The sequence below is a fragment of the Nocardioides daejeonensis genome (genome assembly GCF_003194585.1).
Taxonomy (GTDB): Bacteria; Actinomycetota; Actinomycetes; order Propionibacteriales; family Nocardioidaceae; genus Nocardioides; species Nocardioides daejeonensis.
Genome location: NZ_QHKZ01000006.1, coordinates 89,753 through 105,751 on the forward strand (window position 1 = coordinate 89,753; position 15,999 = coordinate 105,751).

The 15,999-nt window shown below is 68.4% G+C and carries 9 protein-coding genes; 5 read left to right on the forward strand and 4 right to left on the reverse strand.

All coding sequences use genetic code 11. The features are described 5' to 3' along the window. Window positions 1–87: 87 nt before the first annotated feature. Together DNK54_RS15905 and DNK54_RS15910 are read right to left on the reverse strand one after the other, a co-directional pair. Window positions 88–3,279 carry an Ig-like domain-containing protein gene (locus DNK54_RS15905; RefSeq protein ID WP_110207989.1) on the reverse strand — a complete coding sequence of 1,064 codons (3,192 nt, stop codon included), beginning with the start codon at window positions 3,277–3,279 and terminating at the stop codon, window positions 88–90. Between the two features lie 891 nt (window positions 3,280–4,170). Continuing rightward, a complete protein-coding gene (locus DNK54_RS15910) occupies window positions 4,171–7,563 on the reverse strand; it encodes an Ig-like domain-containing protein (RefSeq protein ID WP_162602499.1) in 3,393 nt (1,130 codons plus the stop codon). Window positions 7,564–8,112: 549 nt separating this feature from the next. On the opposite strand from DNK54_RS15910, the gene DNK54_RS15915 reads away from it, so the two are divergent. Beyond that, window positions 8,113–9,669 carry a helix-turn-helix domain-containing protein gene (locus DNK54_RS15915; RefSeq protein ID WP_110207991.1) on the forward strand — a complete coding sequence of 519 codons (1,557 nt, stop codon included), beginning with the start codon at window positions 8,113–8,115 and terminating at the stop codon, window positions 9,667–9,669. Between the two features lie 3 nt (window positions 9,670–9,672). On the opposite strand, the gene DNK54_RS15920 is transcribed toward DNK54_RS15915, so the two are convergent. Continuing rightward, window positions 9,673–10,305 (reverse strand): hypothetical protein, encoded by a 633-nt coding sequence (locus DNK54_RS15920; protein WP_110207992.1) that lies wholly within the window; start codon window positions 10,303–10,305, stop codon window positions 9,673–9,675. Between the two features lie 238 nt (window positions 10,306–10,543). Between DNK54_RS15920 and DNK54_RS15925 the strand changes: the two genes are divergently transcribed. From DNK54_RS15925 to DNK54_RS15940, 4 genes are all read left to right on the forward strand, one after another. Next, a complete protein-coding gene (locus tag DNK54_RS15925) occupies window positions 10,544–12,769 on the forward strand; it encodes a hypothetical protein (RefSeq protein WP_162602500.1) in 2,226 nt (741 codons plus the stop codon). A gap of 233 nt (window positions 12,770–13,002) precedes the next feature. After that, window positions 13,003–13,299: a DUF1330 domain-containing protein gene (locus DNK54_RS15930; protein ID WP_110207994.1), complete on the forward strand. Its 297-nt coding sequence runs from the start codon at window positions 13,003–13,005 to the stop codon at window positions 13,297–13,299. 64 nt (window positions 13,300–13,363) lie between these two features. Beyond that, window positions 13,364–13,576: a hypothetical protein gene (locus DNK54_RS15935; RefSeq protein WP_162602501.1), complete on the forward strand. Its 213-nt coding sequence runs from the start codon at window positions 13,364–13,366 to the stop codon at window positions 13,574–13,576. 188 nt (window positions 13,577–13,764) lie between these two features. Beyond that, a complete protein-coding gene (locus tag DNK54_RS15940) occupies window positions 13,765–15,015 on the forward strand; it encodes an HNH endonuclease signature motif containing protein (protein WP_110207996.1) in 1,251 nt (416 codons plus the stop codon). A gap of 120 nt (window positions 15,016–15,135) precedes the next feature. Here DNK54_RS15940 and DNK54_RS15945 read toward each other — a convergent pair whose 3' ends face one another. Next, window positions 15,136–15,972 (reverse strand): thioesterase family protein, encoded by an 837-nt coding sequence (locus DNK54_RS15945; RefSeq protein ID WP_110207997.1) that lies wholly within the window; start codon window positions 15,970–15,972, stop codon window positions 15,136–15,138. Window positions 15,973–15,999: the final 27 nt, after the last annotated feature.

Genomic DNA, 15,999 nt, shown 5'->3' on the forward strand with positions numbered 1-15,999 from the left:
GCCCGAGAGAGGGCACGGGGAGAGGACCCTCTCCCAGCGAGGTGCCGGGGCGACTCGACCAGCGAGCCGCCCCGATCCCTCAGAGGGTCACTTGACCTTCTTGGTGTTGCTGGTCGCGGCCTTGGTCGTGGCCGTGGCCTTGACCACCACGCGGTAGGCGGTCTTCTTCTTGCCGTTCAGGTCAGCGACCTTGAAGGACTTCTTGCCCTTCTTGTTGATGACCTTCGAGTCGACGGCCTTCCACTTGCCCTTGGCGTTCAGGCGCTGGAGGGTGACGACGGCGCCCTTGGCGGCCGGCGACGTGGTGACCTTGAGCTTGTCCTTCTTGGCACCGTTGTGCTCGCCAGCGAGCTTCGCGGTGACAGCGGACGGCTCGGTCGGCTCGACCGGCTCGGTGCCGAACTTGATCTCGAGGGTCTGCTCGCCAGCAGCGATCACGTCGCCGGTGTTGCCGTCCTCCGCAACGGTGGTGATGATCGCGGTGCCCGCACCCTTGCCCTGGAAGGTCACCTTGACCTCGCCGTCAGCGTTGGTGTTGCCATTCGCGTTGCCGAAGAGGCCGTCGAGCGGGTTGTCGGTCGGGCCGGTCCGGAAGAACTCGACGTCGATGTCGTCGAGCGGGTTGCCGTTCTGGTCCTTCGCCGTGTAGGTCACGGTGACGACCTTGCCGACGGCGTTCCACTCAGCGCCGTTGTGGCTCAGCGTGTAGCTGCCAGCCTCGAGGTCCACGACGTACCACTCGGTGGTCGTGGCACCCGACTCGGCGGAGACCGCGTTGTTCGGGCCGTCCAGGCGCACCCAGGTGCGGGCCGGAGCCGGAGCCGGGGTGGTGTCGTTCCAGGTGTTCTTGTCGCCGTTGACGACGTGACCGGAGACGGCCTGGTCACCAGCGGTGGCCGAATCGAGCCAGGCGTTGGAACCCTGGTCCGTGAACTTGGCGGTCACCACGGCGGTGCCGTTCGAGCCCTCGATCCGAGCGTCGGCCTTGTTGTCCTTCAGCTCGACGTCGGCGTCGGTGAGGTTGCCGAACTGGTCGGTGGCGAAGACGTCGAGGTAGACGTCGTGGCTGGTCGGCGCCTTCGGCAGGACGCGGACGTCCTGCTGGTCGGCGAACTCGATCGTCACGTCGCCGACGTTGAGGGCGTCGCTCGAGCTGAAGGTCTTGGTGGTCGTGTTGGTCTTGCCGCCCACCGTGGCCGACAGCGTGACGTCGGCAGCGCCGTCGTCGTCGAAGTCCACGTCCTTCTCGATGCCCACCGTGACGGTGAACTGGCCGTTGGCGTCGGTGGTCACCGTCTTCGTGGCACCCGCGGAGGCCCAGTCACCCCACAGGCCACCCTCGGCCGGCGCGACGTCGGGGACCAGACCGTTGTTGTCGGTCTGCACGAAGAAGCCCTTGTCGAGCGACAGGTCCACCGCGGTGTTGCTGACCGGGTCACCAGCCGCGTTGACGACCGTGCCGGTGAACTCCACGGGACGACCCGGGGTCGCCTTGCCGTCGAAGAGGTTCGTGTTGGTGAAGGTGGTCTTGTCCACAGCCAGGTCCTGGAAGTCCAGGTCGAGGTTGGCCGTGTTCGCGAAGGTGATGCCGAGGCCGGCGGACTCAGCGTCGAGGATGACGTTGAGCTCCTTCGGCTGCACCGCCGGCGCAACAACGGCGGGGTCGGTGACCTTCACGGCGAAGGTGCCGTCGGCCTTGGTGGTCACCGTGGCAACGCCGGCGGTGACCACGGTGCCCTGCGGCTGCGAGGCGGTCGGCGCGAAGGCAGCATCGCCACCGGTCACCAGGGTGACGTTCGCCTGACGGTCGGCGAGCGCGGTGCCGTCCTCGAGGGTGATCGAGCCGTTCACGACCACCGAGGTGCCGGCGGCAGCCTGCACGTTGTTGTTGGCCGCGTCCCACTTGATCGACGCCTCGCCGACCTTGACGGTCAGCGCGGCGGCCTGCACGTCGCCGTTGCTCGGCTGCGGGTCACCGTCGATCTCGTTGCGCACGTTGAGGGTGGCGGTGCCGGACTTGGCCGTCGGGATGCCGGTGACCTCGCCCGTGGCCAGGTTGATGGATGCCGGGGCGGTCAGGTCGGCGGTACCGTCGAAGGGCACCAGGGTCCAGGTACCGCGCATGGTGGCCGGCAGAGCGCCGGTCATGGTGGCACCCTCCTGGTCCTTCGCGACGACCTTGAAGGTGGCGTTGGTGATCTCGTCACGGTCGAGCACCGGCTTCGCGGCGGTGGTCGTCAGCGTGGTGAGCGCCGGCGTGTAGGCCGCGATGGTGAAGGACTTCTGGATGTCCACACCGGGCTCGAAGGTCGCGCCGCTGCCGTTGACGTCGACGTGGATCGAGTGCGCGGCGGGGGTGACACCAGCGAAGGTGGCCTGGCCCTTCGCGTTGGACTGAACCGCAGCACCGGCACCGTCCAGGTAGACGAGCGCACCGGCGACCGGCTTGCCCTGCTGGTCGGTGACCGAGACGGTCACGTTGGAGTTGCCGGCCGCCTTGGCGGGCGCGTCCACGGAGACGCCGCTGGCCGCGATGGTCTGCTTGTAGAGCTTGACCGGGACGGCGTCGTCGCTGTCGTTGGTGGCGGCGTGGAGCACGGCCTCGTCAACGATCGGCGCGGTGCTGTCCCAGGTGTAGTTGCCCAGGTCCTGCACACCGGAGAAGTTCTTGATCCCCGAGTTGTTGGCCTGGCCGAGCTCGACGCCATTGAGGCTGACGTCGCCAGCGGCTGCCGCGTCGGTGGTGCCGGAGACGATCACCTTCGTGGTGCCGCCCGGCGTGTCGTAGGCGCCGACCTCGGAGCCGGGAGCGGCGGCGATCGCGATCGCCTTCGTCGCACCGGCAACGGCGACGTTGCTGTTGGTGTCCTCGGCGGTGGCGATCGGGTTGCCGGCCGCGTCAAGGCCGATGGCCTTCAGCTCGACGTTGCCGCCGAGCACGTTCTGCGGGGGTGCCCACTGGGTGGAGAAGGCGCCGTTGACGCGATCCACGACCGCGATCTCCTGAGCGGCGCCGCCGCCGATGGAGTAGGTGAAGCGCACCTTCTTCACGTCGGCGCTGGCACCGGCGACAAGGCTCACCGTGGTGTTGGCACCGTCGTTGGCCGTCGACGCACCGACGCCGTCCTGCGTGTAGAAGTTGACGTCCGCCGAGGCTGCCTGCTGGTCGTCGATCGAGACTGCGTGAGCCGTGCCGGCGAAGCCCGCCAGGCCGGATACTGCGAGTGCGGAGACGGCGACAGTCGCCAGTCCCCGCTTGATGCCGCTGCTGCTGTTCATGAAGGAATTCCTCCTGGTTCAACCTCCGGGACTTTCCCGGCGCGTCAAAAAGGGGGATTCGCTGCAGATTGTCTACTGCCCCCCACGGGCGACTGGTATAGACCACTCACTCGTCCGACGTCGATGACGATAGACGCCAACGGCCTCGACCTTGGCAGCGTTTCGGGGATTTCCGCAAACGACCACCACATGGCGAAGTCCCGGGGGCTCAGGTGAAGCAACAAAAAATGACCCGAAAAGACTATGAGGTCCCGCCCAGGTCCCAGTGCGGCCACGCGCCGGCTCGACGGCGGGCGTGGCGAGCTGTCGCGAAGTGAGCACTCGTGGGGCCAGTGTGCTTTCATAGCGCCCAGCGGTCCGGGTCGTCCCCGCGCCAGCGGCTGTCTGGGACGACCCGGGCCGCCTTGCATTTCAGCAGGTCAGAGCGGGATTCCCGGAGACGGGCGCGGGGCGTGCGCGGGTCCGGCCGACCAGGCGACGGAGCCACGAGCTTCGCTCAGATCGCCGCTCTCAGAATCGGCGTCTGCCCACTCCGGCTCCCCCGCGTCTCACCTCATCGAGATCGACACGCCCGAGGGAAATGAACGCGAGACCCGGAGGAGATCCGGGCCTCGAACATTCAGCAAGTGGTCTAGACGATGCCGCTACTGGTCTAGATGTTTCACTCGCTTGTTTTGAGATTTTCTAAAAGAAGATTCGGAAGGCGGTCCGGGCCATTTCCGCCCAGCGGCTGGCTGAAATGACCCGGACCGGTTCTTGGAGTTCCGGTTCTTTCCCGCGTCCAGCTACTCCTGGTCGCTCTCCGCGGGACGCTCTCGGAACAGTCCCTCCGGGGCGGGCCCCCGGGTGATCAGCGGATCACCCGGGGCACCCGACCAGGTGGAGCAGGTGTTACTTGACCTTCTTGACCGGCGTGCGGTCGCCCTTGGTGAGGTCCGTGGCGGAGACGACCGCGTAGTAGCGGGTCACCTTCTTGCCGTTACGGTCCACAACCTTGAAGGAGCGCTTGCCGTTCTTGTTGAGGGTCTTGGTGCCGATCAGGACGTCACCGGACGGCGTGGTCCGGTAGAGCTTGACCGTGGCGCCCTTGGCCTTGACGTCGCCGGCGTTGACCTTCAGCTTGTCCTTCTTGGCGCCGTTGTTCTTCGCCTCGATCTTGGCGTTGATGGCAACCTGGCCACCGCCGGTGCCGCCCTTGAACTCGACCTTGTCCTCGACCTGAGCGATCAGGTTGTTGCCGTCGAAGAACGAGGCGGTCGTGGTGGCGGTACCAGCCTTGCCGCCGGCGAAGGTGTAGACCGCGTTGCCCGCGGCACCGGTGGTGCCGAAGACGTTGCCGTCGGAGTCCTCGTCGGACGGGCCCGAGCGGGTGAACGTGACGCCGATGCCCGCGATCGGGGCACCCTCCTGGTCGACCGCCTTGGCGATCTCGTTCACCGTGCTACCGACCGGGATGGTCTCGGCGCCGGCCTGACCCAGGGTGAAGGTCGAGTTGGCCAGGTCGAGGTTGTACCAGTTGATCGGCGCCGTGGTGGTCTGGATGTCGTCCGGAGTCACCAGCTCCATGGACGCAATGGACGCGAGGATGCTCAGCGTGCTGTTGGTCGGGATGTCCTTGATCTTGGACTTGGTCTGGTTGACCAGCTCGACCTCGAGCGACTGGTTGGTCGCGCTGTCAGCCCAGGCGGTGATGGCCGGGGCGTCCAGCGTGAACTGGCTGACACCGGCGTTGGTGCTGTGCGCCACCGGGGTGTTGTCCAGCACCGAGAAGGACTGCTGGGTGCGGTTGCCGAACTGGTCGGTGGTGACCACGTCGTAGGTGACGCCGTGGCCGTAGGCACCGGCGCGAGCCTTCGGCAGCACCGGCGACTCCTGGTTCGCCGAGAGCGCCACCGAGAACGAGCCGTTGTTCAGCGGGAGACCACCGATGGCCTGGATGGTGTTCCACTTGAAGTCGTGCTCGAAGGAGGCGGTGCCGGTACCGGCGATCACCTTGTCGTCGACCAGACCGTCGTCATCGAAGCCCTGGTTGCGCTCGATGTTGACCGCGAAGATGACGTCGTCGTCGCCGAACGAGGCCGGCGAGTCGGAGGCACCCTGGAAGTCATCACCGGTGACGTAGTTGATCGTCTTGCCGATGTTGCTCCACTCGCCCAGGTTGTTGCCGACCACGGGCGCCGGGTCGAACAGGCTGTCGATCGGGTTCGACACGTCAACGAAGTTGCCCTCGGTGATCTTGACCGGGATGGTCGCGTCGGAGAGCAGCACGCCGTCGGCGTTGCGCGCCTCGACGTAGCCCACACCCAGCTTGCCGGGCTGCAGGTCGTCGTTGCCGCCGAAGCCCCCGGCCAGCGAGTCCGCGTTGTCGTTATTGGCGTTGCGCATCACCACGGTGGCCGGGGTCAGGCTGCGCAGCCAGTCAACGGTCAGCGTGATGCGGTTCTCGACGAAGAGACCGTTCGGGCCATTGATGTTGGCCGGCTCGAGCTCGGCGTCCGTCTCCTGGCCGACCGGAGCAGCCGGGTCCACGAGCTTGATGGAGAGCTTGCCGTCGGGGCCGGTCTTGGCCTCGGCCTCGGTGTGGCCGTCGGAGGCGTCGCTGTCGCCGGTCACCACGCCGGGCGTGGCGGGCTGGTCGACCGTCGGGGCGATGCCCGAGTTGCCCGGCGCGCCGTTGCCGGTGTAGCCGTCCATCGCGACGGTGCGGCCCGGCAGGACCACGTTGCTACCCCGGAGCTTCAGCGTACCGCTCTCGGTCGTGCTGCCGTTGGCCAGCACCTGGTGACGCGTGCCGTTGTCCCAGACGACCTCGGACTCGCCCACCTTGATGTTGAAGGTGTCAGCGATGGCGTCGCCGCCCGACGGGTTCGGGTTGCCGTCGACGTTGACGTAGGCGTCGATCTTGATGTCGTGCAGCTCGTCGCCCGTGGTGTGCAGCGGGTCGTCGGCGGGGAGCGGAACGGAGACCTTGCCCTGTGCGTTGGTCGGCGCGGAGTTCACGTACGTCGCCGCGGCGCCGTGGCCAGCGCCACGGTCGACCTTGTAGCGGACGACCTCGCCGACAGCCGGGTTGCCGTTCTGGTCCTTGACGGTGAAGGTCAACGTCGAGTTCTCGTCGTCGTCCATCGCCGTGCCGTCGGAGTTGACGTTGGCCAGCTTGTTGTCGATGGTGACCGTCTTCGCGGTGGCCGCGTAGTTGGTCTGCTGGATCTCGAGAAGCCAGTCGACACCGCTCTGGTAGCCGGGGATCCCGTTGACCTCGACGCGGTAGTACGTCTTCTGCGAGTTGGCGGCCGGGTCCCGGTCGCTGCCGTTGTCCATCGTGCCCTCGTTGAGGGTCACCGTGGCGTTGCCGTCGACGTCGGTGTTGACGACGTTGGGCGTACCGTTGCCGCCCGGCGTGTAGGCGCCGCTGGCGTCGGCCTCACGGACCTCGGCACCGTAGATCGGCTTGCCGTTCTGGTCGGTCACCTTGATGACCCAGTCGGTGTCGTCGGCGACGCCGTTGCCGAAGGGCACGTTCAGGCTGCTGCCCGGGGCGAGCTCGGCAGTCACGTTGGTGATCGCCTGGTCGTAGACCTTCACCACCGCGACGTCGTTGCTCTGAGCGTTGGCGCTGGCTCGCAGGACCGAGACGTCCTCGCCGGGCGTGGTGAGCTCGTTGCTCACGTTGACCGGGGCGACCCAGTTGTAGATGCCCGCGTTGGGCGCACCCACCGCAGCGTTGACGATCGGGCCGGGGGCGACCGGGCCCAAGGAGTGGACCTGGACCGTGTTGGTGCTGCTGGTGCCGCGGACCACGGCGAAGCCGTTGTACTGACCGACGGACGAGAAGTCCGCGTTGTCGAAGTGCACGGCCTCGCGACCGCTGCTCACCACGGCGTTGTTGACGGCGGTGTCCAGCACGTTGCCGAAGTTGTCGAGCGCCTCGACCTCGAACTTCGTGGAGGCCGCGTTGGGGAGATCAAGAAGGAAGCGCGCCACGCCGTTGGTGGGAGCCTTCTCGTCCACTGCGACGTCGTCGATCTTCAGGCGCACCGAGTTGACGGTGGTGCCACCGATCGTGGTGGAGACGCCCGCGACGACCGACACCTTGGTGTCCGCACCGTCGTTCTTCGTCGACGCCCCAGCCGGGAGGGGCGTGTAGAGCACGATGTCGTTGGCCAACTGACCACCGACGGACTGAGCTGCCGTTGCCGTGCCTGCCAGGAAAGGCAGACCGACAAGGGCAAGCGCGGAAGTAGCCGCTACGGCCAACCCCCGCTTGATGCCGCTGTTTGTCATGACTTGATCCTTCCGATCTTCACTGATCCCCCGTGGAGACGTCCCCCTCGGAGCAAGCGACCTGTCAAGAGGGAGTCAGACAGGTCACCAACCGGCCTGTGCTCGGGCACAGGTCTTGCCAGTGATGCGGAAACTACGGATCCAGCCGCAGGGCGCGGCGGTTAGTTGTCGAACTATGCAAGGGGCTGCAAGAAAATATGTCCGACCGGACATCGAACTCTGACCGACCGGACAACCGCTTCTCGAGCCGTTCGCCCGCTCAGCAGGCGTGTTCTCGACCTGAAACGACGGTCGACAACGGCCGCGCGCGCCTCAAGTTACGCACCAATCCGTACTGGTCCAGTCCAGTGTCGAAAACTAGAACCGCGTCAGTGCCTAGGAACAACAAATCGCCCTATCGTCGTACTCGTCGCATCGCGACAAGGGGGAAATATCGTGCCGAGCGAGCAGTTCAACGACGCTCCGCCCAGACGGCGGAGGGGTCGACCACAGCGCCTACCCGAGGACCGATCACCAGCCGTCGGACGACAGGTAGCCACCGAGCAGCGGGTGGCGTGGTTGCTGGCCACCAACCGGATCCTGGGCCGGCATCCCGAGCTGGCCCACCAGGAGTCCTTCGCTCAGGCGCTGCGCGAGCGTGGGCTCACCGTCGACAACAGCAGGATCAGCCGGTGGGAGTCCGGGACCCGCGCGCTCCCGCCGAGAGTCGTGACGGCGTACGAGGAGGCGCTGGGGCTGCCGGCCGGAACCCTCGCCGCCGTCGCCATGGCGGTCTGTCGCGCTCCGGGCGCCAAGCAGCCCCCGGCGACCACCGCCGACCAGCGTGCGCTGCTCAGCCAGTCGGACCTCGACGCTCTCTTCGGCCGCGCCGAGTCAGGCACCGCCACCGGTGCCGACTGGCTCCGTCTGGCCACCGAGCTGGGGTGCTACGAGCGCATCTACCTCTCCCCCAGCACGTGGCAGCGACTCTCCACGACGCTCCTCAACGAGCTGACCCGCTCCGTCGGCGCTGCCTGGGTACGCCGTCAGGAGGCGAGCCAGGTACTCCTCGGCCACGCTGCCGCTCGCCGCCACCTCTTCCGTGCCATCGGCGAAGTGGTCACGCACCCGTGGGCTCAGGTGGTGGACCCGGCGCTCCACCTCTTCCGCGATGTCGACGACCCGTCTGCCGGCGGTCTGCTGCTCCGGCTGATCGAGCACGACAGCCCGATGCTCCGGCGTACCGCTGCTGGCATCGTGCCCGGCAAGCTGGCGCGCGGCCACTACGGCGCCGACGCACACCCACAACTGGAGCAGGTGGCCGCCCTCGGCCTCCGCGGGCCCTGGAAGAACGGCCGCGGCCTGCATGCCGTCGACCTGGCGATCACCCTTCCCGACGCCTCCCTGCGCCGGTTGCTCCGTACCCTGCGCGACCCAGCCCAGGTCGAGCGCGTGGAGCGCGCGCGGGCCACCGGCCTGCTGGTCACCGCCGAGACGGCTCGCAACACGACCCGGGCCGTCACGACACCCGTCCAGGAGGCGACGGCCGGCGCAGTCATCGCAGACACCGACCGGATGCTGATGAGCCTCACCCAGGATGCGCTCTTCCACGCGCACCGTGATCGGCGCGCCCAGGCAGCGACCCTGCTCGCCGCCAGTCCCTATGCCGACGCGCTGGCTGATCGCTGTCTGGACCTGGTCGGCTCCTCTCCGGAGTTCGTCGCGGGCCGGCTGATGTCGCTCGTGCAACGCGTCGGCCTCGGCAGCAAGCGCGGTCAGGCCATCGAGCTGGCGGCCGCGTCGACCCAGCTGCCCACCACACGCATGCACGCGCTCGTCGGACTCGGCCTCGCGCGCAACCCCCTGGAAGCGCACGAGGCACGTCAGGTGATGACGGTCGCCGAAACCGACCCCCATGACGCGCTCCGGCAGTCGGCCCTCTTCGCCCTGGGCATGAACGCCCCGCACGAGGCACAGCGGCTGACCGAGCACACCGATCCGGTCATCAGCCAGCGCGCGTCGTGGTGGCAGGAGCACGGCTCGGCGTTGCACGACACCGACGATGTCGCACCCGACCCGACGCCGATCGCGGAGCCGGGCTGGATCCCGGCCCCGCGGCAGCGTTGAGGATCAGCTCTCGTCGGTGACGAGGGCCGCGAAGACCGTGCCTACGGCGGCGATCTCGCTGTCGGAGTAGCGGATCCGAGCGCACACGCCCTGTCCGGACTTCTCACCGAGCTCGACCAGGGCGATCTGGCCCGAGGCGTCCTCGCCCGTCGTCTCCTCAGCGCCCTTGGCGACCCGGACCTCGACGGAGAAGGGCGACTTCTTCTTGCCGAGCTGGATCCGGTCGCCCTGCGCGGGCTGCTCGGCCTTCTTTCCGGTGCCCTTCGCGGCGACGGTGATCGTCGCAAAGGTGGCCGACTCGTCCTTGCGCGGCGACGCCGGCAGCTTGTCGAGGTCGAGCTCCTGGTCGCTGACCCAGAGCGTCAGCGTGCCGTCCTTGAGGACGGCAGCCGGGTAGATCGCCTCGGTCGCCTCGGTCTCCTTCTCGGAAGGGAAGGTGATCTGGAGTGCCGTCTTGCAGCCGCCGACACTCTCCGGCTTCTCACGCGTGCCCACCACGAAGTCGGGATCGACCTGTGCCTCCCATGCCTTCTGCTCGGGGCTCTTCGCATCCTTGTCGTCGTCGCCGGAACAGGCAGCGAGCGACAGAGCGAGCAGCGATGCTGCGGCGACACGGGGCAGGGCACGGGACAACACGACGTACGAACTCCTCGAGAGTGGCGGCTGAGAACGGCGACAGCAAAGCACCTCCGTCCCCACTGCCCCGTGCCGGGGACAACGGCGCAACGCCCGCTAGGTCACGGCGGGCCACGTCACAGCACCCGCATCCGGCGGATGACCGCCGCACTGTGCAAGAAACCGTCGGACGACGCCGCTGCTCTCCTACGGTGGCGCAGGCACCATCGACACTCACGCCCGGGGGATCCCCATGCACATGAGCCGGCTGACTGCCCTGCTCTCCCTGATTCTCGCCCTCTCCTTCGGCCTGCCGGCACTGCCTGCCGGCGGACATGCTCCTCCGCCGGAGACGATGGCCGCGGCGAAGAAGAAGGTGCGGCCCTATGCCGTCGTCAAGGTGACCACGCCCAGCGGCGTACCCGCCAACGTCGTGGTGACGGGACCGCAGAAACGCGTGCTCGTCAAGGGCTCCTCCGGACGCAGCAAGCAGTGGAAGGCCGTGCTCAAGCCCGGGCGCTACCGGGTCAAGGCCGCCGGGGTCGTGCACGGCGGCGTCCGCTATGCCGCCTCCGCGAAGCCCGCCACCTTCAAGGTGCCGAAGGCCAAGAAGGGCAAGAAGTACCGGGCGCCGAAGGTCACCGTGACACTGCGCGAGGTCAAGGTCACGACCATGGTGGAGGCAGCGCGCGTCACACCCACGGAGGTCGAGCTGCGCTGGCTGGTCCCCGCCTCCACCGGCTTCGCTGTGGTGCGGACCGTCGGCGAGACGGCGGCAACGCAGCCCGGCGCCGGCACGACGGTCGCCACGAGTGGCCCCCGGACGATCGATCGCAGCGTCCAGGCTGGAACGACGTACACCTATGCCCTGCTGCTGAAGAGTGGGAAGACCTGGCGGCTGAGCTCACAGCAGGTCGTCGGCGTGCCGGAACTGGCGGGCGCGCCCGCCATCGAGAAGGTGCCGTACGCCGTCGCACCGACCGCGGTGCGCGTCGCTCCGGGGGAGCGCGACGTACCGGAGATCGCAGGCGGGCAGGTGTGGGTGCGGTTGGCACCGGGGCGACCGACGCCGCTGCTGGGCGCGGGCTTCTCGCTCCCGCCCTCCACGGCGCTTCCCGACGGGTTCCTGGGTCGGGTCGCCGAGATCTCCGTGGACGGGCGCCGGGTCCGACTCGAGCAGGGCGGGCTGCCGGATCTCTTCAGCTACCTCGACCTCGACCTGTCCCTCGCCGGACCGACCGAGACGCTCCCGATCGTGAAGAGCCCGAGCGTGGCCCGCCGGATGCTCGCCGAGCGGGCGCGCGCCACGGGGCAGCCTGTGAAGACCGAGTGCCAGGGGCAGGCCGGCGTCAACGTCACGGTGCACGGCCCGAACTTCACACCCGGCGGGTACGTGCGCCACCACATCGACTCCACCTGGGGCGTGCCGCACACCCTGCAGTTCGAGGTCCGGTCGACCCACACGATCTCGCTGGCGATGGATCTCGAGCTCAGCGGCGGACTCTCCTGCGGCTACGTGATCGGCCCGTGGGAGAAGACGTTCTTCCCCGCCGGCGTCCCGCTCGCGCTGTCGTTCCACCCGAGCGTCGACGTCTCGGTCAACGGCAAGGTGAAGGTGGAGAACATCGGCGGCTCCTTCACCTCCGGCGCGTGGGCGAAGGGGTCCGTGGGGTTGAACAACAGCTACGAGCAAGGGCCGGTCCACCAGGACCACAACAACATCCCGAAGGTCTCCTTCGAGGGCGAGGCATCGGTACGGCTGGGCGGTTGGTTCTCCGTCGGCCTAGGCGGGGCCGACAACACCACCGGCACCTCCTTCGGCGCCGTGCTCGGGCTGCACGGCGACGTCGACTTCTTCAAGCTCTCGGGGCGTGCGGTCTTCGCCGACCCGACGGCCGGCCCTTGCGCGGTCGTAGAGACCACGTCGCGGCTGAACGCCACCTTCGGGCTGCGGGCCTGGGCCGGACCGTTCGAATACAAGCTGGAGACACCGTCGCTGCTCGACTTCACCTACAACTGGAGCGAGCCGCAGTACTACCCGAAGGGGTGCGAGGTGGTGATCGGCGAAGGCGACGTGCTGGCCACCTTGTCGTGGCGCAGCGAGGCGGACCTCGACCTCCACGTCTTCGAGCCTTCCGGGGAGGAGATCTGGTACGCCGACCGCAACTCGGCGACCGGCGGCTACCTCGACACGGACGCCAACGCGGGCTGCTCCGAGCGTCGCACCGCCCCTCAGGAGAACGTCACCTGGCCCAGCGGCAAGGCGCCCAAGGGCTCCTATCGGATCTCGGTGGTCGTCTACGACAGATGTGACCAGGCGAAGCTGGAGTGGAACCTCGTCGTGAAGGTCGGTGGCCGGACCGTGCTCAACACCGGCGGCTCCGGAAACTCTCCGGTCTACGAGATCAAGTACGGCGACCCGCTCCTGCCGACCGTCGTGCGTGAGCTTCCCGCACCGAAGGTCGCCTCCCGCGCGGTCAAGTAGGCCCGATCCTCTCGGCCACCAGCGGCCTCTCGCCACCCCCCGGGTGAGGGGCCGCTGGCCACTCGGCTGGCTCGCCATTGCCTGCACCACGACTGCTCCCGACAGCAGTCAGGCTGTCTAGCGCGCTGCTTGCGGAGCATGGGCGCACACTCTACGGTCGGGAACTTCATTCACGTCCGGCTCGGACGCCCGAGCAGCGCCGAGCCGGCTGTCTCTGCAACGAGGAGCAGGCCGTGCCTGTGTATGCGATCGCCCAACTCACGATTACCGACCCCGCGGCGTACCAGCGATACCTGGAGGGGTTCTTCGCGGTCTTCGCTAAGTACTCGGGCACCCTCCTGGCCGCCGACGATGCGCCCGAGGTCGTCGAGGGCGACTGGGACCACCAGAAGCTCGTGATGATGGAGTTTCCGAACCGGGATGCCTTCGAGAGCTGGGCGTACTCCGAGGAGTACCAACGCATCTCCGAGGACCGCCGCGCAGGTACGACGTCGGTGGTGTTGCTGGCCCGCGGCGTCGGCGCTCCCTAGCAACCGGAAGGCCTCCTGGAGCCTGGCCTGCCACCTGCCCGTGGGCGAGCGCTGTGTCGCGACCGTGTCGCTCGCCGGTCCCGGCGGTCGCACCGTCGTGCAGCACGCGCGGATAGCCGCCGGGCGCTCCGCGCTGCTCTCCTTCAAGGTGCCCCGCTCCTGGGCCGCTGCCGCCAAGACAGGCGAGGTCAAGCTGCGGATGACCGGCACCGTCAAGCGGCCCAACGGCGCGCAGGTCACTCTGCGCGCGGTGAAGCTTCGGCTCAAGCGGAGGTAGCCGACTCCCCCGCCGATCGGCGCCCCTGCATGCCTTCGACACCGGGCCACCGGTGGCCCGGTTTCGCCTGTGTGGACTGAGGATTCTCTGCTTTCTCCACAGGCGCGTCAGTAGTGCTTCGTTGTGTCGGAGCTCCTTCCTACGCTGGTCTTTCAGGTTGATCTCACAGCGTGAGGAGGTGGTAGGCGATGACGACGATGATGCATCCGATCGGTACCGCCGCGGGCGAGCTCAGGGCGACGTTGAAGGGCGTGTCCGACGCCAACCCCACCTTCCTCACCACCGAAGAGAAGGCGGAAGTGCTCCACGAGCTCTCCTCGGCCCGTGCGCAGCTCGACGAGCTGCTGTTGCGGGTGATGGCGGCCGCGGGGGACCTCGCGGCTTCCTCCGGCGCGCGTGACATCGCCTCGTGGATGAGTCACCACACCCACCAGCACCCCGACGACCTGCGCGTCGACGGCCGTCTGGCCGAAGGGCTCGACCGACGCTGGCCCTTCCTGGCGGCCGGGATGCGCGAAGGCAACGTCAACCGCGCTCAGGCCCAGGTGATCGCCCGGGCGCTCGAGGCCATCCCCGCGCGACTCGGCAACGAAGTGACGGAGATGGCGGAGCGCCACCTGGTCGACCAAGCCACCCGCTTCGGGCCCCGCCAACTGGCCAAGCTCGGCCGCAAGATCCTGCACGTCATCGCCCCCGAGATCGCCGATGAGGAAGAAGCCCGTCGCCTGGCCGCTGAAGAACGCGACGCCTGGGAGAAGACCCGCCTCGCGCTCCGGGCCGAGGGCGACGGCACTACGCGCCTGTCCGCGCGGATCCCCGACGCTGCAGCCGCTCGCCTCGCCGCCTACCTCGAAGCCTTCACCAACCCCCGCAAGGAACCCATCCGGCCCGACGACCCCCTGCGCAAGCAGCCCTACCCTCGACGCCTCGGTTGGGCCTTCTGCGCGTTCCTCGAACACTCCGACCCCCACCAGATGCCGGTCCACGGCGGCGACGCCACCACCCTGGTGGTGACCATCGGCCTCGACCAGCTACGTCAGCAACTCGGCACCGCCACCATCGGCGCCCATCTCTCCGGGCACCCGACCGACCAGATCACCGCGGCCGAGGCCCGCCGGCTGGCCTGCACCGCCCAGATCATCCCCGCCGTCCTCGGCGGAGCCTCCGAGGTGCTCGACCTCGGCCGCGCACAGCGCCTCTTCACCCGCGCCCAGCGCCGCGCGTTGCAGCTACGCGACCACACCTGCGTTGCCGAAGGCTGCGACATCCCCGGCACCTGGTGCGAGGCCCACCACTGGCTCTCCTGGGCAGCAGGCGGCCCTACCGACCTCGACAACGCCGGCCTGCTCTGCAGCCACCATCATCACCGCGCCCACGACCCCACCTACCGGGCCGAGCGACTACCCAACGGCGGAGTCAGATTCCATCCCCGACGGTGAGCGGCGGGAGAGCCCGCAGCAAGCAGGCCGCAGACGATCTGCCCGTCGTGCCGGAGCCCTCCACGACGCTCGTCACCGAGAGTGCCCGCTGACCCGGTTCGCGGACGCTCTCCGACGACGTCAGCCGCGCGGGAGGCGGGCGAGCTGGCGGGCCTGCGCCACGAGTCGGTCCGTGGAGTCCCAGACCTCGCAGTCCTCCTCGAACATGCCGCCAGCAACGTTGCGCGTGGCGTGCCGGACTCGCAGCCAACCCGGCGCAGGCAGGCCACGCACATGTGCGGTGAGCTCAACGGTCGGGGCCCAGCCCGGTCGCCCCAGGTCGAAGGTGACCGGTGGCAGTGCGTCGACCGCCAGCAGCAGGGAGAGCACGTCGGACTCGCGGCCCTCGGGTAGCCGGAACCATCCTTGGATGATCCCCTCCCCGCTGGGCGCGCCCACTGCCCAGCCGGCGTACGCCGGGTCGAGGCGCAGGTCCATGCGTTCCATCAACGGCGCGATCCTGCGCAGTTCCTCCGGTGCCGCGCTCGTCGGGAAGCACTGCTCGAGCGGCGCCATCTCCGGAGGCTGCGCCGTCGTCCGCACCTCGCTGGGCATCGTGTCGTGGTCGCCGTACGTCGCCAGGGCGGTGATCTTGCGCTGCCCCTGTTGCGCCAGCTCGGCGGCGAGGGTCACCGACGATCCGCCCAGCCGGACCACCCGCGTGCTGATCGTCGCCTCGCCCGCTACCCCCGGGCCGACGTAATAGGCGCTGATCGAGTAGGGGTGAGGGTGCTTCGGCACGGTCTGCTGCAGTGCCCGGCCGATCGTCGCCAGCAGGTATCCCCCGTTGAGGCCGCCGCCGACCTGCCAACCGGGAGCCAGGTCGGCGGCGAAGACCGCCTCGTCCTCGGTGCGCGACACCTCGGAGACAGACGTGTCGCGGTCGAACTCGGTGGACAACTGCGGCTCAGAAGACATGGAGGAAGCCTACGAAGTGGCTCCGAG